This window comes from Ochrobactrum sp. CGA5, from assembly GCF_006345815.1.
In the GTDB taxonomy this organism is placed as follows: domain Bacteria; phylum Pseudomonadota; class Alphaproteobacteria; order Rhizobiales; family Rhizobiaceae; genus Brucella.
The window spans coordinates 57737-76142 of sequence record NZ_VCIG01000007.1 but is presented as its reverse complement, the minus strand read 5'-3'; the positions used below and the strand labels follow the sequence as shown (position 1 = coordinate 76142).

The window sequence follows — 18406 nt, the reverse complement described above, 5'->3', positions numbered from 1 at the left end:
ATAGGTACGCATGATCGGGATTTGAATGATGACGTAAGCCGATCTATATGTATGAAATACAAACTAGGGATAGGGAAAGGCGAAATGCCTGTTCCTTCAATTAGCGGCAGGCGGCATGGAATTTTTTGATTTTGGCACGATATTCTTCTTCATCGCAGCGGTGATTATCTTTCTCCAGCTGAGGAATGTTCTTGGCCGTCGTACCGGAAGTGAAAAACCTCCCTTCGATCCTTACACATCAGCTCGCAGTGCCGATACTTCACCGGCCAGCGGTGAAATGGACAACGTCGTTTCCCTGCCACGCCGTGCGGGCGAAAAAGATTTCACCGCTATCGACAAAGCCGCTCCGGCTGGTACGCCGGTCAATGATGGTCTGCGCGCGATTTATGCTGCCGATCCATCGTTCGATCCGCCCAGCTTCGTGGATGGCGTGAAGATCGCTTATGAAATGATCGTAATGTCCTTCGCCGACGGTGATCGAAATGTTCTGAAGAACCTGCTCTCCAAAGATGTTTTTGAGGGGTTCGTTTCGGCAATTGATGAGCGTGAAGCCCGCGGTGAAAGCGTGCGTTCGTCCTTTGTTGGCATTGATAAGGCAGAAGTTGCCGGTGCCGAGATGAAAGGATCGGAAGCGCACGTGACGGTCAACATCGTCAGCCAGATGATTTCCTCCACCTATGACAAGGACGGAAAACTGATCGATGGTGATCCGGAAAATGTGCTTGAGATTAAGGATCTCTGGACGTTTGCCCGCGATACACGATCGCGTGATCCAAATTGGAAGCTTGTCGCGACCGAGGCGGAAGACTAAGAGAAAGCGTGTGAATCGGGCCGCTGACCCACCTCAGCGGCCTTTTTGTTTGTGCATAGTTAGACGGATGCGGCGATGAACGGCTTGGCGAGGATTTTGCGCCCGGTGGCTTTTTCCGATTGTCCGGGCTGGAACCGGGACGATCAGTCTGCAGCATTCGCTGCGTTTCGCCGTTCTGCCGATTATGCGTCACACCAAACTTACAAGAGCGGCGGTCTCGGCATCCGTTTCGAGGCCCTGGAGCCGATCTTTGCGGCCGCGCGCAACCTCGACAATCCGGGTGTGGAAGATGCACGCGTTTTTTTTGAACGGAATTTCACCCCCTGCCAGATCGCTGCCAATCAGGGAAAAGGCTTTGTCACCGCTTTCTATGAACCGGAGATCGAAGCTTCTCTCCAGGCCGACGGCCGGTTCAAAGTGCCCTTCCTGCGCCAGCCCGACGACCTTGTGAAGGTAACAGACGAAAACCGCCCGGCGGGCCTCGATCCGTCCTTTGCCTTTGCGCGTCGAACCAAGACCGGTCTTGCGGAATATGACGACCGTCGGACAATCGAACAGGGATGCCTTTCCGGGCGCGGGCTGGAAATTGCTTTTATCGCCGACCGGGTCGATGCCTTTTTCGCGCATGTGCAGGGTGCTGCGCGCCTCAAACTGCGCGATGGTGGGTTGATGCGCATTACATATGCAGCCAAATCCGGCCACCCGTTTACAGGCATTGGCCGTATTTTGGTTGCGAATGGTGAAATTCCGGCTTCAGAGATTTCCATGCAGTCGATCCGCCGCTGGCTGACCGAGCATCCAGACAAGGCCGATGAACTCATCTGGCAGAACCGATCCTACATTTTTTTCCGGGAAGCTCCGGTGGACGACCCTAACGCCGGTCCGATTGCGGCAGCAAAAGTCCCGCTGACTGCCGGGCGTTCGCTTGCTGTCGACAAATTACTCCACACATTCGGAACGCCGATCTATATTAGCGCACCCAATGTCACTGTCTTTGACGGCGAACCCTTTGCACGCCTGATGATCGCGCAGGATACGGGAACGGCGATCGTTGGCCCCGCCCGCGGCGATCTGTTCGCAGGCTCCGGCGATACTGCAGGCGAGATCGCCGGCGGCGTGAAGGATGATGCCGACTTTTATGCGCTTGTGCCGCGCGGGCTTCTGGAGGCCTGAGCGGGATGGCGCGCGAGACCGGAAAGCCGGAAAAGGATTATTTGCGGCCCGAAGACCGTATCCTGTGGGAAGCGGTTGCGAAAACCGCAAAGCCCCTGATCAAGCCAAACGCGAAACAGGATGAGCTTCCCGACTTCGAATCGTTGATGGCGGAAGAAGACAAGCGCCCTCCCAAGGCGAAGCTTCAGCCTGTGGTCGAAACGAGCAAACCGAAGAAGGGCTTGTCGGCGCTCGGCGAAATGCAGATTCGGTCACTCGACAAGCCGACGCATAGAAAGCTTGCAAAAGGCCGTGTTGATATTGAGGCCCGCATCGATCTGCATGGTCTCACGCAGGGAGAGGCGCACGGCCTGCTCTATGGATTTCTGGTCAGCGCTCATGCACGTGGCTTGCGTCATGTCATGGTCATTACCGGCAAAGGCCGTTCATTTGGTAGCGAAGGAATTTTGCGACAGGCGGTGCCCCATTGGTTCTCTACACCGCTGTTCCGGCTTCTGGTGAGTGCCTATGAGGATGCGGCTCGGCATCATGGCGGGCATGGCGCCCTTTATGTACGGCTTCGCCGCCAGACCCAAAACAAAGCACAGCAGATACTGCCGGGAGGAAGCAGGCCGCGATGACGCCATTTGGAATACGCCTGCGTGAATTGCGGGAAGAACGCGGTGTGACGCAGAAGGATATGGCGGCAGCGCTTCGCGTTTCACCCGCCTATCTGTCTGCACTGGAACATGGCCGGCGCGGCCAGCCGACCTGGGACCTGCTTCAGCGTATCATCACCTACTTCAATATCATCTGGGACGAGGCGGAAGAGTTGCAGAATCTTGCCGCCGTATCGCATCCCCGCGTGGTGATCGACACGTCTGGCCTGTCACCGCAGGCCACGGAACTCGCCAATCTTCTGGCGCGCAATATCCGCATCATAGACCGCGAGACAATAAGGCATCTCAGCGAAGAAATAGAGGCAGCGCGCAAGCGCCGCCGTGGTATCAAACCCGTTCAGATAAATTAGAAAAGCGCCTTAAGCTCGTCGAGCTTGGAATTCACCAGCCAGCCATAGTAGTTTTCCTGCGGTAGCGTCGGTTCCTGGCCAGCAGCTTTTCGTTTGGCATTTTCGCTGGCCAGCGCCCGGGCTCGTGCTTCTGCGCCACCGGTGTTGTAGAGCGTTGCCGTCAGCCCAGGATTTTTCGAAATATCGAAATCGGCAATCTGTCGGTAGGCGTTGATCGACTGTTTCAACGTTGCTGCAATGTAAGGCAAGGTCAGATCTGGATCCATGATCGTCTTGTAGACGGCATTTCCGTCTTCGGCATCGAGTTTAGGCAGGCCAGAAACGCGGTGCACCATGTCGGACATTTGCAAGGCTGTCAGCGGATTGATCTGACCGAGACCGAACGTCTGCCCGGCATAGAACGGCTGGAAGAAAACCGCGCTGAAACGATTGTTGGGATATGCGTTGCCGTCGACCGATCTGCCGCGGAAACTTTTGTTCCAGACATTTTCGCGACAGGACCATAGCGAATAGCTGTCCTTGAATTTCAGGCAGTCGGCAAATTCCGGTCGTTTGATGAACTGACCGATGCTTTCACCATTGTAGCCGAAGCTTACGCCTTGGTTCACATAGGACATGGCTTTGACGTAGTAGGTCTGGAGCCGGTCGTAGACGTCGACATTATAGGTGTGCTCGCCCACAATCGCGCCGACGATGTGGACAGGATCAATGCCATAGGCTGCTGCTGTCGACCGGATCTTGGAGCGCAGCGAGGCATCCTTTTTCAGGAGATTGTAGATCTTCTGATATTTCTTCTCGTATGTCGTGCTGAGCTCACGCGTGCGCTTGGCCGATGCGCCGGGAATCGGCGGCTGTTCCAAATTGCGATTGCCCGGGGGCACGACCGTTGCCGCATAGGCGCTCTGGCAGGCAAGGCTGATAGCCAGGACAAATCCGGCAAAGGTACGTCGCGGCTTTGCGCCCATTATTCTGATCATTGTAAGGGAACTGTCCTGCTATCGTGAATATACGGGAAAATTTGCGGCGAAAATAAAAAACCCCCCGATGCAAGTCGAGGGGTTTTTGCAGTATTTACGAAAGTGAACTCGCTCCGTGGCTTTATGGCCACTTTTACAGGATGAAGCGCGACAGATCTGTATTCTTGGCAAGGCTGCCGATCTTGTCTTTTACATAGGCCGCATCGATGACGAATGTCGCACCGGTTTTGTCGGGCGCGGTGAATGAAATCTCGTCCAGAACGCGTTCCATCACCGTCTGCAGCCGACGCGCACCGATATTTTCTACTGTTGCATTCAGATCGACAGCAATATCGGCCAAGGCGTCGATGGCGTCATCGGTGATGTCGAGCTTCACCTCTTCCGTCTCCATCAGAGCGATATACTGCTTGATCAGGCTCGCTTCGGTTTCTGTCAGGATGCGGCGGAAGTCTTCGCGCGTCAGCGCGTTGAGTTCCACTCGGATCGGCAGACGGCCCTGCAATTCCGGCAGCAGGTCGGACGGTTTGGACACGTGGAACGCACCGGATGCGATGAACAATACGTGGTCGGTCTTGACCGGTCCGTATTTGGTTGCAACCGTCGTGCCCTCTACCAGCGGCAGCAGATCGCGCTGCACGCCTTCGCGTGACACACCGGCACCCATACCGCCTTCGCGCGATGCGATCTTGTCTATTTCGTCGATGAACACGATGCCTTCGTCTTCGGTGACGCGGAGCGCTTCCTGCACGATCTGGTCCTGATCCAGAAGCTTGTCGGATTCATCGTTGATCAGGATCGGATAGGAATCCTTGACTGTGGTCTTGCGTGTCTTGGTACGTCCGCCCATGGCCTTGCCCAGCATGTCGGACAGGTTCATGACGCCGATATTGGCGCCCGGCATACCCGGAATTTCAAAGCTTGGACCCGAGCCGGTATCGGCGACTTCGATTTCGATTTCCTTGTCGTCCATTTCGCCATTGCGCAATTTCTTGCGGAAGCTGTCGCGAGTGGCGGGGCTGGCGGTCTTGCCAACCAGCGCATCCAGCACCCGTTCTTCTGCATTGAGATGCGCCTTGGCCTTCACGTCCTCGCGGCGTTTTTCACGGACGAGCGTGATGGCAACCTCGACGAGATCGCGAACGATCTGCTCGACGTCGCGGCCGACATAGCCGACTTCGGTGAACTTGGTTGCTTCCACCTTGACGAATGGCGCACCGGCCAGTTTTGCGAGGCGCCGGGAAATTTCCGTCTTGCCGACGCCGGTCGGTCCGATCATCAGGATATTCTTTGGCATTACCTCTTCGCGCATCTGGCCTTCGAGCTGCTGGCGACGCCAGCGATTGCGCAGCGCGATAGCGACCGCGCGCTTGGCGTCGTTCTGGCCGATGATGAAGCGGTCGAGTTCGGAGACGATCTCACGGGGAGAGAAATTACTCATAATTATAACCCACTTTGCCACTGCTTGATGAACTCGAACGGATGCAGCAGCATGATCACGTTGAGCGTAAGATTGTCGCGAATGACGATCAGCGCCAGAACTTCAAAGAACAGCGCGATGGCGACGGTTATTTTCGTTGGTAGTTTGGATGCAATCAGAAAGCCGAACAGGGCGGCAACCGTGTCTGAGACCGAATTCACGATGCTGTCGCCGAAATAGTCCACCGAGGACGTATTTGCCCGATAGCGCTCGATGATGAAGTTCGAGTTCTCGACCAGTTCCCATACGGCTTCGATGCCGACCGCAGCTGCAAGTCTCAAGCCGAGCGGGGCTTTGGGTGCAATGACCGTGAACAGCCAGTAGAACAGAAAGCCATGGATGACGTGTGACAGCGTATACCAGTCGGATATATGCTGCGAGTTTTCGGTCATCAGCGAACCAGACCATAACTTTATGGTCCCGCATTCGCACATAGCGATCCGCCCGTCGAGGTAAAGCCATAAGGCTTGGACCGCGAGTATGGCGAAAACGATAAGGGCACCCAGACCCCAGCGTTGCGCACTCAGTTTTGAAGCCTGTGCGAGCGAGCTCATTCTGCGTCCAGGCTTTCCACGATGATGTTGTGGTTGGTGTAGATGCAAATATCGGCAGCGATATCCATCGCCTTGCGGGCGATTTCCTCGGCGGACTTGTCCGTATCGACCAGCGCGCGGGCAGCAGCCAGCGCATAGTTGCCGCCGGAACCGATGGCCATCACGCCATGTTCGGGTTCAAGCACATCGCCGGTGCCGGTCAGCGCCAGCGTCACCTTGCTGTCGGCGACCAGCATCATGGCTTCCAGCTTGCGCAAGTAGCGATCAGTGCGCCAGTCCTTGGCAAGTTCGACAGAAGCCCGCATAAGCTGGTCTGGATATTGTTCGAGTTTCGCTTCGAGGCGTTCCAGAAGGGTGAAGGCATCGGCGGTTGCACCTGCGAAACCGGCAATCACATTGCCCTTGCCGATGCGGCGAACCTTTCGCGCATTGCCCTTCATGACGGTATTGCCGAGCGAAACCTGTCCGTCGCCCGCGATGACGACCTTGCCGCCCTTGCGAACGGTAACGATAGTCGTGCCGTAGATCGTCGTGGGATTATGTTCGATCATGGATGCTCCTTTGGCGGCATATGCAATCCCGGAAGGCAATTGCAGACGCCCCTTGATCTAAAGCATTTCCTGTTTTGCTTGAATCATTGGAAATACTCTAACTGCTTTTGTCGCACATCTGGTTCCGAAAACCGCTTTGCACTTTTCGGGATGCGCTCTGTTGAGGAAACAGGTTCGGCCAGCCAGCGGTGGATGAATCGTGCTTCGCTGAGAATATTTAAGAACGTACGGACGAATTGCAAATGCCGATTTGCAGCTTGCCAACCCGGCAAAAGGAATTGGCAAAGTGGGCAAGCTGTTCTAGAACGCCTCCAAGCTATTGAATGAGGAAAGCTTATGACTGCAGAAAGCGCCCGCAAAGCAAGCATCGAACGTTCGACCAAGGAAACGAGCATTGCCGTTTCCGTCGATCTGGACGGTAACGGCAAGTTTGACATCACCACCGGTGTCGGCTTCTTCGATCATATGCTGGAGCAGCTTTCCCGACATTCGCTCATTGACATGCGCGTGATGGCCAAGGGTGATCTGCATATTGATGATCATCACACGGTGGAAGATACCGGCATTGCATTGGGTCAGGCTGTGGCGAAAGCCTTGGGCGAGCGTCGCGGCATCGTGCGTTATGCGTCGATGGATCTTGCCATGGACGATACGCTGACTGGTGCTGCCGTCGATGTTTCGGGACGGGCCTTTCTGGTCTGGAACGTGAATTTTACAACTGCCAAGATCGGCACATTCGATACCGAGCTGGTGCGCGAATTCTTCCAGGCTTTTGCCATGAACGCTGGCATCACGCTTCATATCAACAACCATTATGGTGCTAACAATCACCATATTGCAGAGTCGATTTTCAAGGCCGTGGCAAGGGTTCTGCGTACAGCGCTTGAAACCGATCCGCGCCAGAAGGATGCAATCCCCTCCACCAAGGGTTCGTTAAAGGGATAGACCCCGAACGAAAGGACAAGTCATGGCGCAATATGTCGTGCTGGAACCGAGCGATAGTAAAGATGCTGAAAAGGCAATTTTCGTGCGCGACGGATTCCATGTTCTGGCGCTGGTCCTTCCCTTCGTTTGGCTTCTGACTCAACGTTTGTGGTTTGAAGCGTTTGCCGTTCTGGGCATTTCGATCCTGCTTGGACTTGTCGGTACTTATTTCGGCATAGCTGATGTGATTCCGTTTCTGACCTTGCTGGTTTCTCTGTTTGTGGCGCTGGAGGGCGTCAATTGGAGGATATCCAAGCTCAAACGTCAGGGGTTTGTGGAAAAAGCCGTCATCGATGCTTCTGATCTGGATGAAGCGGAAGTCCGCTATTTCTACGGTCTCGAAGAAGCTGATCAGCCTGCAATGGTCCTGACGACAGTTTCAGCGCAAACGCCTGCACCGGAATGGGCGCAAAAGGCCCCTCGCCCCACCTATTCCTCATTGGGCTCGACGATCGGGTTTGTCGGTCATCGCGGAGAAAACTGAAAATGCGTGTTGCAATTATCGACTATGGTTCCGGCAATCTTCGCTCGGCCACCAAGGCCTTTGAGCGTGCCGCCCATGAGAGCGGTGTGAATGCCGAGGTAGAACTCACAGCAGATGCTGATCGGGTGGCGAGCGCTGATCGCATCGTGCTTCCGGGCGTCGGCGCCTATGCCGATTGCCGTCGCGGCCTGCATGCCGTTTCAGGCATGGTGGAAGCGCTTGAAGATGTGGTTCTGAAAAAAGCCCATCCATTCCTTGGCATCTGTGTCGGCATGCAACTCATGTCCGAGCGCGGGCTGGAAAAGGAAGTGACCGAGGGTCTTGGCTGGATCGCCGGCGATGTGCGCGCAATGGCACCGTCTGATCCTGCGCTCAAGATTCCGCAGATCGGCTGGAACAGGATTCACGTGAAACATTCGCATCCGGTCTTTGACGGTATCGACACCGGCGAGAACGGTTTGCATGCCTATTTCGTGCATTCCTATATGTTCGACGCGAAGAACAAAGCGGACGTGCTTGCTGTCACGGATTATGGTGGCGATGTCACGGCGATGGTTGGCCGCGACAACATGATCGGCACGCAGTTCCATCCTGAAAAGAGCCAGTTGCTCGGCCTTTCGCTCATTGCCAATTTCCTGAAATGGAAGCCTTGAAGATATGATCCTTTTTCCCGCTATCGATTTGAAAGACGGTCAATGCGTGCGCCTCAAGCTCGGAGACATGGATCAGGCAACCGTCTATAATGAAGACCCCGCAGCGCAGGCCAAAGCTTTTGAGGATCAGGGCTTTGAATGGCTGCATGTGGTTGATCTCAACGGTGCCTTTGCTGGCGAAAGCGTCAATGGCAAGGCTGTGGAAGCGATCCTGAAAGCCACGAAAAATCCGGTTCAGCTTGGCGGCGGTATTCGCACGCTACAACATATTGAAAGCTGGCTTTCCAAAGGGCTGCGCCGTGTCATTCTCGGTACTGTTGCCGTGCGTGATCCAGCACTGGTGATCGAAGCCTGCAAGGAATTTCCGGGTCAGGTTGCTGTCGGCATCGATGCCAAGGGCGGCTATGTTGCCGTTGAAGGCTGGGCCGAAGCGTCCGAGCTGGGCGTGGTCGAACTGGCGAAGAAATTTGAAGGTGCTGGCGTTGCAGCCATCATCTATACCGACATCGACCGCGACGGCGTTCTGGCTGGTATCAACTGGGATTCAACGCTCGGCCTGGCAGACGCGGTTTCGATCCCGGTGATTGCATCAGGTGGCCTCGCCTCGATGGATGACATCAAACGTCTGGCTGCACCTGATGCGCGTAAGCTGGAAGGCGCGATTTCCGGTCGCGCGCTTTATGATGGCCGCATCGATCCGGCGGAAGCATTGTCTGTATTGAGGGCCGTGTCGCCCGCAGCCGCACGGCGGCGAGGATGCGCAGATGAGGGAACAATGGCATGACTTTGAAAGCACGCGTAATCCCTTGTCTTGATGTCAAAGATGGACGTGTCGTCAAGGGGGTTAACTTTGTCGATCTGATCGATGCCGGTGATCCGGTGGAAGCCGCGCGCGCCTATGATGCGGCGGGCGCAGACGAACTGTGCTTCCTTGATATCACGGCGTCTTCGGACAATCGCGAGACAATTTTCGATGTGGTGGCCCGGACGGCAGAACAGTGCTTCATGCCGCTGACCGTTGGCGGCGGCGTGCGACAGGTCGCTGACATCCGCAAACTGCTTCTGGCTGGTGCCGACAAGGTTTCGATCAACACGGCTGCGGTGAAGAACCCGGAATTTGTTGCCGAGGCTGCTGACAAGTTCGGCGACCAGTGCATTGTCGTGGCGATTGATGCCAAGAAGGTTTCGGGTGAAGGCGAAGCGGATCGCTGGGAAATCTTCACCCATGGCGGTCGTCAGACGACCGGCATTGATGCGGTGGAATTTGCGCAGAAGGTTGTTGGGCTGGGCGCTGGTGAAATTCTGCTGACCTCGATGGATCGCGACGGCACCAAGGCTGGCTATGACGTGGCATTGACCCGTGCTGTTGCCGACAGCGTGCGCGTTCCCGTTATTGCTTCGGGTGGCGTTGGTAATCTGGACCACATGGTTGCAGGCATCCGTGATGGTCACGCAACGGCAGTTTTGGCCGCGTCGATCTTCCACTTTGGCACCTATACGATCGGCGAAGCCAAGCGCTATATGGCCGAAGCTGGTATTCCCATGCGGCTTGATCCGGTCCGTTGAAAACAAGATTTAAGGAAACCCGATGAGCGAGTTCACACTTTCCGATCTTGAACGGATAGTCGCGGAGCGTGCCAGCGTAACGGACGGCTCGTCCTATACGGCAAGTCTTGTGGCCAAGGGACAAACGCGGGCGGCGAAAAAGCTTGGCGAGGAAGCCGTTGAAACGGTGATTGCCGCAGTTGAAGGCAACCGTGCGGAAGTGATCACGGAAAGCGCTGACCTGCTTTATCATCTTCTGGTGGTTCTCAAGGTTGCAGATGTGCCGCTTGATGAGGTTCTTGCAGAGTTGCAACGTCGCACGGCGCAGACTGGCCTTGAGGAAAAGGCCGGTCGTTAGAAAGTATAACTGCATGTCTTCCAAAATTGGCTACCGGTTTTGGGAGACATGCATGGAACAAATGATGAGAGCATTTTCTCTGCTTGAAAAATTGGAAATGCTCTGAATGCAAAGCGAATTGAAAGCTGCTAGTGCAGAATTGGCGTTGAGGGAGAGCAGCGACAATATGTGGGAAAAAGTGGACCAGCTAACGCCGTCGCGTTACTCGCCTTACCGTTTCTTTACGGCGACCGAATGGGCAGGCTTTCGCGCCGACACGCCCCTCACCCTCACCTATGAAGAGGTCAAACGGCTGCGCTCGCTGGGCGATCCGATTGATCTTGATGAGGTGCGGCGCATCTATCTTTCACTGTCTCGCCTGCTCTACGCACATGTGGAAGCCAGCCAGCTCTTGTTTGAGCAGCGTAAGCAGTTCCTCAATATGGAAGACAGTTTCAAGACGCCTTTCATTATCGGCATCGCGGGTTCGGTTGCCGTGGGCAAATCCACGACGGCGCGTATCCTGAAAGAGCTTCTCGCACGCTGGCCCTCGAGCCCGAAGGTCGATCTGGTGACGACGGACGGATTTCTCTACCCTAACGCAGTCCTGCGCGAGCAGAACATGATGGAGCGTAAGGGCTTTCCAGAAAGCTACGATGTCGGTGCGGTCCTGCGTTTTCTCTCAGCGATCAAGGCAGGCATGAGCCAGGTTCGTGCACCGCTTTATTCGCATCTGAGCTACGACATATTGCCGGGCGAGTATCAGATCGTGGACAAGCCGGATATTCTGATTTTTGAAGGCATCAATGTGCTTCAGGTGCGCGATCTGCCCGAAGACGGCAAGATGGTGCCATTCGTTTCCGACTTCTTCGACTTTTCGATCTATATTGATGCGGAAACGCAACTGATCCACAAATGGTATATTGACCGCTTCATGCGGCTGCGGGAGACGGCTTTCGTCAATCCGGAATCCTTCTTCCATCGCTATTCGCAGCTTTCGGAAGATGCGGCGCGTTCGATTGGCGAAGGTCTATGGAACAATATCAACCTGAAGAACCTCAAGGATAATATCCTGCCGACGCGTCCGCGCGCCGATCTGATCCTGCGCAAAGGCAGCGATCATCTGACCGAAGAAGTGGCTCTCAGGAAGTTATAAGAAGGGCCGGATATCCGGCCCTTTCGTCTTTTTGTTGATTGCAGCAGGTCAGGCAGTGCAGTCGCGCATAAAACGCCGCAGATACTCGTCGAAGACAGCTGGCTTCTCACGGAAGGGGGCATGCCCTGCCCCATTGATGATATGGGTTTTATCTTCCCAAAGATTGCCGAAACGGACTTTCGAGACGAAATCCAGTTCAACAAACGGCTCATCGCGACCGTTGACGACCGCAATCGGCAGTTTGGCATCGGCAACAATATCGCGCTGGTTGCCGCCGGTTCCCGCTGCAAATTTTTCGAACATGATGCGCCGCGCGCGTCCGTCCGTGCGGGCGACGATCTCGATCAGCTGATCCTCAAACGGTTCGCCGCAGGTACTGCGCGCATAGGATTCGACATCGCGGGCGGAAAAAACTTCCTGTCCGGCAAGTGCCATATCCGGACCGCTCTTGAATCCCTGTCCCACTTCCTCACGCGCCACGGGCGGCGTGCCGGTAATCATCAGCCCCCGCATGCCGGGATATCGTGAAATCATCTCGATGCCGATATGGCCACCGAGTGACCAGCCGAAGACGACCGCATCCAAAATGCCCAGCTTTGCGAGAACTTCCGTCATCGCGTCGGCATAGCCTTCCATGGAATAGCTGCGGTCCGGGTCGAGGGCGTCGCCGGATTGACCATGGCCCGGCAGATCCGGCGCGATCACCCGCCATTTTCTGCCGATTTCTCCTTCGAGCTGGGGGGCGAATATGGCGCCCGCGCTGGAATTGCCGTGGATCATCAGCAAGGGCGCCCCCTCACCTGTGCTTTCACGGATGGCGATGCGACCGTGGCTGGTTTCAAGCTCGCGATAATTGATTGTCATGTCATTTGTTCCCGCAGTCTGGATGTTTTAGAGCGGTTCCGATTAGAACGGAGCCGTTGAAACCGCGCTATCCATTTGTTTTTTCCCGCATCTTTTCCGAAAGCAGCCTCGCCCTTTTCGGGATGCGCTCTAATCGTAAGAAACCTTGCCACGCCCCTTCTTGATGTCGGATCGCCCAGATTTGGCCTTGAGACGGCGTTCGACCGAACCCTTTGTGGGCTTTGTCTTTTTGCGTGGCGGCGGCGGTGGTTCGGCAGCCTTGGCAATAAGCGCGATAAGCCGCTCGCGCGCGTCTTGTCGGTTGCGCTCCTGTGTTCGGAAACGATTGGCCTCGATCAGAATATCTCCGTCCTTGGTGCCTTTCTGTCCGGCCAGCTTGACGAGTCGCGACAGAATATCTTCCGGCAGGCCGGACCGCGCTGCATGAAAACGCAACTGCACCGCAGTGGAAACCTTGTTGACGTTCTGACCGCCGGGGCCGGAGGCACGGATGAAGCTCTCCTCAAGGTCGTCCTCGCGGACCGACAGGCGATTGGTAATGCGGATGATGTTCCGGTTCTCTTCCATGCCGGAAGACATACACTGATTTGGCGGAAGACGAAAATCCCGTGGCGATGCATGTTCAAACCAAAGAATGCTGGCTCAAAGAGAAAACCCGGCACAATGGCCGGGTTCTCTCCTTCTCAGTATTGCGTAAAAGCAATTATTCTGCAGCAACACGGATCGCCGGGGCTGCGTCCTTCACCTCGTGATCGACGTGGCTTTCGAACTTCTCGAAATTCGTGACGAACATGTCGACCAGCTTCTTGGCCTGTGCGTCATAGGCAGCCTTGTCGGCCCAGGTCGAGCGCGGATCAAGGATGGACGGGTCCACGCCCGGTACGTCGACCGGAACCGCGAAGCCGAAATTCGGATCAATGCGGAATTCGGCATTGTTCAGCGAGCCGTCGAGAGCTGCCGCCAAAAGCGCTCGGGTTGCCTTGATGGGCATACGCTTGCCGATGCCATAGGCACCGCCGGTCCAGCCGGTATTGACCAGCCAGCAATCGACCTTGTGCTCAGCGATCAGCTTGCGCAGAAGATTGCCGTATTCGGACGGATGGCGCGGCATGAACGGTGCGCCGAAGCAGGTCGAGAAGGTTGCTTCCGGTTCAGTCACACCCTTTTCGGTACCAGCGACCTTGGCCGTGTAGCCGGACAGGAAGTGGTACATAGCCTGTGCCGGCGTCAGCTTGGCGATCGGAGGCATCACGCCGAAGGCGTCGGCGGTGAGCATTATGATGTTCTTCGGCTGTCCGCCCTTGCCCGTCTTAGATGCATTCGGGATGAAATCGAGCGGATAAGCGCAACGGGTATTCTCCGTCAGCGAACCGTCGTCGAAATCCGGCTGCCGGTTCTCGTCGAGAACGACATTTTCCAGCACCGTGCCGAAACGCTGTGTGGTCGCATAGATTTCCGGTTCCGCTTCAGCGGACAGGCGGATGGTCTTCGCATAGCAGCCGCCTTCGAAGTTGAAGATACCATGTTCGCCCCAGCCATGCTCGTCATCGCCGATCAGCGTGCGGGTCGGGTCGGCGGAAAGTGTGGTCTTGCCGGTACCGGACAGGCCGAAGAAAACAGCCGTATCGCCATTCGGGCCTTCGTTGGCCGAACAGTGCATCGGCATGACGCCCTTGGCGGGAAGTATGTAGTTGAGAGCCGTGAAGACCGACTTCTTCATTTCACCGGCATAAGAGGTGCCACCGATCAGCACGATCTTGCGGGTCAGGTCGACCGCGATCACCGTTTCGGTGCGTACGCCATAACGCTCTGGATCGGCCTTGAAGGATGGCAGGTCGATGATCGTCATTTCCGGGATATAGGAAGCGAGCGCTTCCTGTTCCGGGCGGATCAGAAGATTGCGGATGAACAGCGAATGCCAGGCATATTCGGTGATGACGCGGGCATTGATCTTGTTGTCGGCATCGGCACCGCCGATCAGATCCTGCACGAAAAGCTCCTTGCCTTTCGCGTGGTCGATGAAATCGGCATAGAGCAGCTCGAAGGCCTCACGGCTCATCGGCTTGTTGTTGTCCCACCAGACGTGATCTTCCGTGTCTGCATCGCGCACGACGAACTTGTCCTTTGGCGAACGGCCCGTGTGCTGGCCTGTGCGCGCCACAAGCGCACCTTGCGCCGACAGTTCGGCTTCGCCCCGGCGGACGGTTTCCTCATAGAGCCGGGCGGCCCCGAGATTGTAAAAGACTGCGGAGAGATCCTTCAGTCCTGAAGTGGCAATGGAAGCGGCCGTGTTGTGAATGCCGGTCTCTCTCATGATGTCTCCGCCATATGGTTTGACAATTGATCGGTCTCTTTTCGCGACTGCCAGATTGATCGCGAAATAGATGACGGCAGTCAGAAACAGATTAATTGTGACAATTCAAATATTTAATCGATTTAAAATTTTTGAATTTTTTTTAAATCGTTTAATCTGTGTGTTATGAGCTGTGAGTTTCCAGGATCGGCCGTCGCGCTGGCTTCAGCCTCGATATTAACCAAAGCGCGATTCGGCGAGGGATGTTTGCTCCCTTCTGCTGGCGCCGCCACATTTTGTACCTAATTTGTACTGCACAAGCAGGCACATTGTAATAGTATCGATGTGTAATAAGGCGCTCGATCTGTAACTCGCCGGTTTTTCTGGCGGCTGAAAGACGTAACCAGCCGGACCTCCGGTTGGCCAGTTGAAGGAGAAAGGTTCGCATGAAGGAAGCCTCGGCAACGCAGACGATTGCGCTGGTCGACGACGACCGCAACATCCTGACCTCCGTGTCCATTGCGCTGGAATCGGAAGGCTATCGGGTCGAAACCTATACTGATGGCGCGTCCGCGCTGGATGGCCTGACGGCGCGTCCGCCCAATCTTGCGATCTTCGATATCAAGATGCCGCGTATGGACGGTATGGAACTTCTGCGCCGTCTGCGCCAGAAATCCGACCTCCCCGTCATCTTCCTTACCTCTAAGGACGATGAGATTGACGAGCTTTTCGGCCTCAAGATGGGCGCGGACGATTTCATCACCAAGCCGTTCTCGCAGCGTCTGCTGGTCGAGCGCGTCAAGGCAGTGCTTCGCCGGGTCGCCGCACGCGACGGCACAGCCAAACCGACCGGACAGCAGGCCAAATCGCTGGAACGTGGCCAGCTTGTGATGGATCAGGAGCGCCACACCTGCACCTGGAAGGGTGAGCCTGTCACACTGACGGTCACCGAATTCCTCATCCTCCATTCGCTGGCACAGCGTCCGGGCGTGGTGAAAAGCCGTGACGCCCTCATGGATGCGGCCTATGATGAGCAGGTCTATGTGGATGACCGTACCATCGACAGCCATATCAAGCGCCTGCGCAAGAAGTTCAAGGCGGTTGACGACGATTTCGAAATGATCGAAACGCTCTATGGCGTGGGCTATCGCTTCCGCGAGGCTTGATAGATAATTACATATCGCCAGTCCGTGAGGTCTGGCGGTAGTTTAATGAGAGCAGACAGAGCGACATGGTCGCAGAAACCCGGAACGACGGCCATGTCGGCCAGAAATCGGATTTGCGCGAACGCAGAGCCCGGCGGCAGCGATCGGTGTTCTGGCGTCGCTTTTTCGCGCCTCTGAGCAAGTTTCTCAGTCAATATCTGTTCTCGAGTCTGACGCGCCGTATCCTGTTTCTCAATCTGGCGGCGCTGGCCGTTCTTGTTTCCGGCATCCTCTACATGAATCAGTTCCGCGAGGGGCTGATCGACGCGAAGATCGAAAGCCTGCTCACCCAGGGCAAGATCATCGCCGGTGCCATCTCGGCTTCAGCGACCATCGACACCAATTCGCTGATGATCGATCCGGAAAAGCTTCTGGAGCTTCAGGCCGGACAAAGTCTGACGCCCTCACCGGATTCACCCGACAACTGGGAGTTTCCGATCAATCCGGAAAAGGTTTCCCCCCTGTTGCGCCGGTTGATTTCGCCGACAAGCACACGGGCACGCATCTATGATCGCTATGCCAACATGCTGCTCGATTCGCGCGCGCTCTATTCGCCAAGCTTTCCTTCGGCGGGGCCGGTATTGCGCTATGACCTGCCACCGATAGAAGAAGAGACCCCGTCCATCTGGGAACGCGCCGGAACGTGGATTTCACATCTGTTCTACGGCGGAGGTCTGCCGGTCTATCAGGAACAGCCGGGTGGCAATGGTCTCGCATATCCAGAAATCGTCAAGGCGCTGGCCGGTTCGCCGCAAACAGCACAGCGGCGCAACGAGAAGGGCGAGCTGGTCGTTTCTGTTGCGGTGCCGATCCAGCGCTCGCGGGCAATATTGGGTGTGCTCCTTCTTTCCACGGAAGGCGATGACATCGACAAGATCGTGCAGGCTGAACGCATGGCGGTTTTCCGCGTGTTCGGCGTCGTATCACTCGTCATGGTTATTCTGTCGCTTTTCCTCGCATCGACGATTGCAAGCCCGCTGCGTAAGCTTTCCGCGGCTGCTGACCGTGTTCGTCATGGCGTGAAAAGCCGTGTGGAGATTCCCGATTTCTCCCAGCGTCAGGATGAAGTCGGCCATCTTTCCACGTCTATCCGCGAGATGACCGATTCGCTCTATACCCGTATCGAGGCCATTGAGAGTTTTGCCGCCGACGTCAGCCACGAGTTGAAGAACCCCCTCACCTCGTTGCGCAGCGCTGTCGAAACGCTGCCACTCGCCAAAACCGAAGAATCGCGCAAACGGCTTCTCGATATCATCCAGCACGACGTTCGCCGCCTGGATCGCCTGATTACCGATATTTCCGATGCGTCGCGTCTGGATGCGGAACTGGCGCGCGAACATATCGACCGTGTCGACATGAAGACGCTTCTCACCAATCTGGTCACTGCGGCGCGTGAAGTGCGCCGCAACAAGGTCGGCACCGAAATCGTCTTCGATACCGGCAAACTTCCCGCCGGAAAGAAGGGTTTTTATGTCGCCGGTCACGATCTGCGTCTCGGTCAGGTGGTGAGCAATCTGATTGAAAATGCGCGTTCTTTCGTGCCCGATGATACCGGACGGATTGTGGTTACGCTTTCTGGTGAGGGCAGCCGCCTGCGCGTGCTTGTCGAGGACAATGGTCCGGGCATTCCGATCGAGAACATCGAACGAATCTTTGAACGCTTTTACACGGATCGCCCGGCATCGGAGGCTTTTGGCCAGAATTCCGGTCTTGGGCTTTCGATCAGCCGCCAGATCATCGAGGCGCATGGCGGCACGCTGACAGCGGAGAATATTGTCGATCCGGCCAAGCCCGACCAGTTCAAGGGTGCTCGATTTATCGTTGACCTGCCTGCAAGCGCATGACACCTGAAGAGGAAAAAAGCGGACTTCACGCAACCACGCTTCAAGTCCAGGGGCGCGGTGTTATGATCATGGGGCGTTCCGGCGCAGGTAAGACGGAGCTGGCGCTGACACTTGTGGAAAGGGCGCTCCTTCGCGGAGAGGCTGCTTCGCTGGTTGCCGATGACCGCACATTGCTTCATGTGGAAAGCGGCAGGTTGATAGCCAGTGTTCCTGCGGCTCTTGCTGGCGGTGTTGAGATTCGCGGCGCAGGGCTTTTCAAGGTCCCTTTCGTGGAGTCCGCACTGCTCTATCTCGTCGTCCGGCTTGTGGATCGTGATGAAGCTGAACGCTACCCGAGCGGTGAAACGTGGGGATTTGAGGGCGTTTCACTGCCTCGACTTCTTTTGCCGGCTCTGTCGTCGAATGGCGATTCCAATGCGCTTTCGCGGGCTATCGAGGCCACCTTGTTTTACGAAAAATGGCCCCCAGGCGCAGGTTGAAACCAGCTTT

Annotated in this window: 21 protein-coding genes; 14 read left to right on the top strand and 7 right to left on the bottom strand. The window is 56.0% G+C overall.

Annotation, left to right across the window (positions count from 1 at the left end):
* The first annotated feature begins 115 nt into the window (after nucleotides 1-115).
* The 4 genes from FJQ48_RS08340 to FJQ48_RS08325 all read left to right on the top strand — a co-directional run bounded on the left by FJQ48_RS08340 (nucleotide 116) and on the right by FJQ48_RS08325 (nucleotide 2993).
* Nucleotides 116-811 (top strand): Tim44/TimA family putative adaptor protein, encoded by a 696-nt coding sequence (locus FJQ48_RS08340; protein WP_139974722.1) that lies wholly within the window; start codon nucleotides 116-118, stop codon nucleotides 809-811.
* Between the two features lie 75 nt (nucleotides 812-886).
* On the top strand, nucleotides 887-1984 hold the full coding sequence (locus tag FJQ48_RS08335; protein WP_139974721.1) for a murein transglycosylase A: 1098 nt from the start codon (nucleotides 887-889) through the stop codon (nucleotides 1982-1984).
* 5 nt (nucleotides 1985-1989) lie between these two features.
* Complete coding sequence (locus FJQ48_RS08330) at nucleotides 1990-2604, top strand: Smr/MutS family protein (protein ID WP_139974720.1); 615 nt, start codon at nucleotides 1990-1992, stop codon at nucleotides 2602-2604.
* Nucleotides 2601-2993: a helix-turn-helix transcriptional regulator gene (locus FJQ48_RS08325; RefSeq protein ID WP_139974719.1), complete on the top strand. Its 393-nt coding sequence runs from the start codon at nucleotides 2601-2603 to the stop codon at nucleotides 2991-2993. Before FJQ48_RS08330 ends, FJQ48_RS08325 begins: the two co-directional genes overlap by 4 nt.
* On the opposite strand, the gene FJQ48_RS08320 is transcribed toward FJQ48_RS08325, so the two are convergent.
* The 4 genes from FJQ48_RS08320 to hslV form a co-directional block, all read right to left on the bottom strand.
* Entirely contained in the window at nucleotides 2990-3970 is a 981-nt protein-coding gene (locus FJQ48_RS08320; RefSeq protein ID WP_247870333.1) for a DUF1402 family protein, read from the bottom strand. The genes FJQ48_RS08325 and FJQ48_RS08320 overlap by 4 nt on opposite strands.
* A gap of 133 nt (nucleotides 3971-4103) precedes the next feature.
* The gene (hslU, locus tag FJQ48_RS08315) at nucleotides 4104-5408 is read right to left on the bottom strand and encodes an ATP-dependent protease ATPase subunit HslU (RefSeq protein WP_139974718.1); all 1305 of its coding nucleotides are present in this window, start codon (nucleotides 5406-5408) and stop codon (nucleotides 4104-4106) included.
* Nucleotides 5409-5410: 2 nt separating this feature from the next.
* The gene (locus FJQ48_RS08310) at nucleotides 5411-6001 is read right to left on the bottom strand and encodes a DUF2585 domain-containing protein (RefSeq protein ID WP_139974717.1); all 591 of its coding nucleotides are present in this window, start codon (nucleotides 5999-6001) and stop codon (nucleotides 5411-5413) included.
* Nucleotides 5998-6552, bottom strand: a complete 555-nt coding sequence (hslV, locus tag FJQ48_RS08305; RefSeq protein ID WP_139974716.1) for an ATP-dependent protease subunit HslV — start codon at nucleotides 6550-6552, stop codon at nucleotides 5998-6000. Before hslV ends, FJQ48_RS08310 begins: the two co-directional genes overlap by 4 nt.
* Before the next feature lie 336 nt (nucleotides 6553-6888).
* Here hslV and hisB point away from each other — a divergent pair, with 336 nt between their 5' ends.
* From hisB to coaA, 7 genes are all read left to right on the top strand, one after another.
* Entirely contained in the window at nucleotides 6889-7497 is a 609-nt protein-coding gene (gene hisB, locus FJQ48_RS08300) for an imidazoleglycerol-phosphate dehydratase HisB (protein WP_007872453.1), read from the top strand.
* A gap of 22 nt (nucleotides 7498-7519) precedes the next feature.
* Nucleotides 7520-8020, top strand: a complete 501-nt coding sequence (locus FJQ48_RS08295; RefSeq protein WP_139974715.1) for a DUF2628 domain-containing protein — start codon at nucleotides 7520-7522, stop codon at nucleotides 8018-8020.
* Between the two features lie 2 nt (nucleotides 8021-8022).
* The gene (gene hisH, locus FJQ48_RS08290; protein ID WP_139974714.1) at nucleotides 8023-8673 is read left to right on the top strand and encodes an imidazole glycerol phosphate synthase subunit HisH; all 651 of its coding nucleotides are present in this window, start codon (nucleotides 8023-8025) and stop codon (nucleotides 8671-8673) included.
* Nucleotides 8674-8677: 4 nt separating this feature from the next.
* On the top strand, nucleotides 8678-9457 hold the full coding sequence (gene hisA, locus FJQ48_RS08285) for a 1-(5-phosphoribosyl)-5-[(5-phosphoribosylamino)methylideneamino]imidazole-4-carboxamide isomerase (protein ID WP_139974713.1): 780 nt from the start codon (nucleotides 8678-8680) through the stop codon (nucleotides 9455-9457).
* A complete protein-coding gene (hisF, locus tag FJQ48_RS08280; RefSeq protein ID WP_139974712.1) occupies nucleotides 9454-10239 on the top strand; it encodes an imidazole glycerol phosphate synthase subunit HisF in 786 nt (261 codons plus the stop codon). The genes hisA and hisF overlap by 4 nt, the downstream gene beginning before the upstream one ends.
* Before the next feature lie 22 nt (nucleotides 10240-10261).
* Entirely contained in the window at nucleotides 10262-10576 is a 315-nt protein-coding gene (locus FJQ48_RS08275; protein ID WP_139974711.1) for a phosphoribosyl-ATP diphosphatase, read from the top strand.
* A gap of 166 nt (nucleotides 10577-10742) precedes the next feature.
* Nucleotides 10743-11711 (top strand): type I pantothenate kinase, encoded by a 969-nt coding sequence (gene coaA / locus FJQ48_RS08270; protein ID WP_139974888.1) that lies wholly within the window; start codon nucleotides 10743-10745, stop codon nucleotides 11709-11711.
* A gap of 48 nt (nucleotides 11712-11759) precedes the next feature.
* Here coaA and FJQ48_RS08265 read toward each other — a convergent pair whose 3' ends face one another.
* The 3 genes from FJQ48_RS08265 to FJQ48_RS08255 all read right to left on the bottom strand — a co-directional run bounded on the left by FJQ48_RS08265 (nucleotide 11760) and on the right by FJQ48_RS08255 (nucleotide 14889).
* Nucleotides 11760-12575, bottom strand: a complete 816-nt coding sequence (locus tag FJQ48_RS08265; RefSeq protein WP_139974710.1) for an alpha/beta hydrolase — start codon at nucleotides 12573-12575, stop codon at nucleotides 11760-11762.
* 129 nt (nucleotides 12576-12704) lie between these two features.
* Nucleotides 12705-13154 (bottom strand): alternative ribosome rescue aminoacyl-tRNA hydrolase ArfB, encoded by a 450-nt coding sequence (gene arfB, locus FJQ48_RS08260; RefSeq protein ID WP_180350159.1) that lies wholly within the window; start codon nucleotides 13152-13154, stop codon nucleotides 12705-12707.
* Nucleotides 13155-13278: 124 nt separating this feature from the next.
* Nucleotides 13279-14889 carry a phosphoenolpyruvate carboxykinase gene (locus tag FJQ48_RS08255; RefSeq protein WP_139974708.1) on the bottom strand — a complete coding sequence of 537 codons (1611 nt, stop codon included), beginning with the start codon at nucleotides 14887-14889 and terminating at the stop codon, nucleotides 13279-13281.
* A gap of 425 nt (nucleotides 14890-15314) precedes the next feature.
* Here FJQ48_RS08255 and FJQ48_RS08250 point away from each other — a divergent pair, with 425 nt between their 5' ends.
* The 3 genes from FJQ48_RS08250 to FJQ48_RS08240 all read left to right on the top strand — a co-directional run bounded on the left by FJQ48_RS08250 (nucleotide 15315) and on the right by FJQ48_RS08240 (nucleotide 18396).
* Nucleotides 15315-16034 carry a response regulator transcription factor gene (locus FJQ48_RS08250; protein WP_139974707.1) on the top strand — a complete coding sequence of 240 codons (720 nt, stop codon included), beginning with the start codon at nucleotides 15315-15317 and terminating at the stop codon, nucleotides 16032-16034.
* 65 nt (nucleotides 16035-16099) lie between these two features.
* Nucleotides 16100-17917, top strand: a complete 1818-nt coding sequence (locus FJQ48_RS08245) for a stimulus-sensing domain-containing protein (protein ID WP_139974706.1) — start codon at nucleotides 16100-16102, stop codon at nucleotides 17915-17917.
* Entirely contained in the window at nucleotides 17914-18396 is a 483-nt protein-coding gene (locus tag FJQ48_RS08240) for an HPr kinase/phosphorylase (protein WP_139974705.1), read from the top strand. The genes FJQ48_RS08245 and FJQ48_RS08240 overlap by 4 nt, the downstream gene beginning before the upstream one ends.
* The last annotated feature ends 10 nt before the right edge of the window (nucleotides 18397-18406 follow it).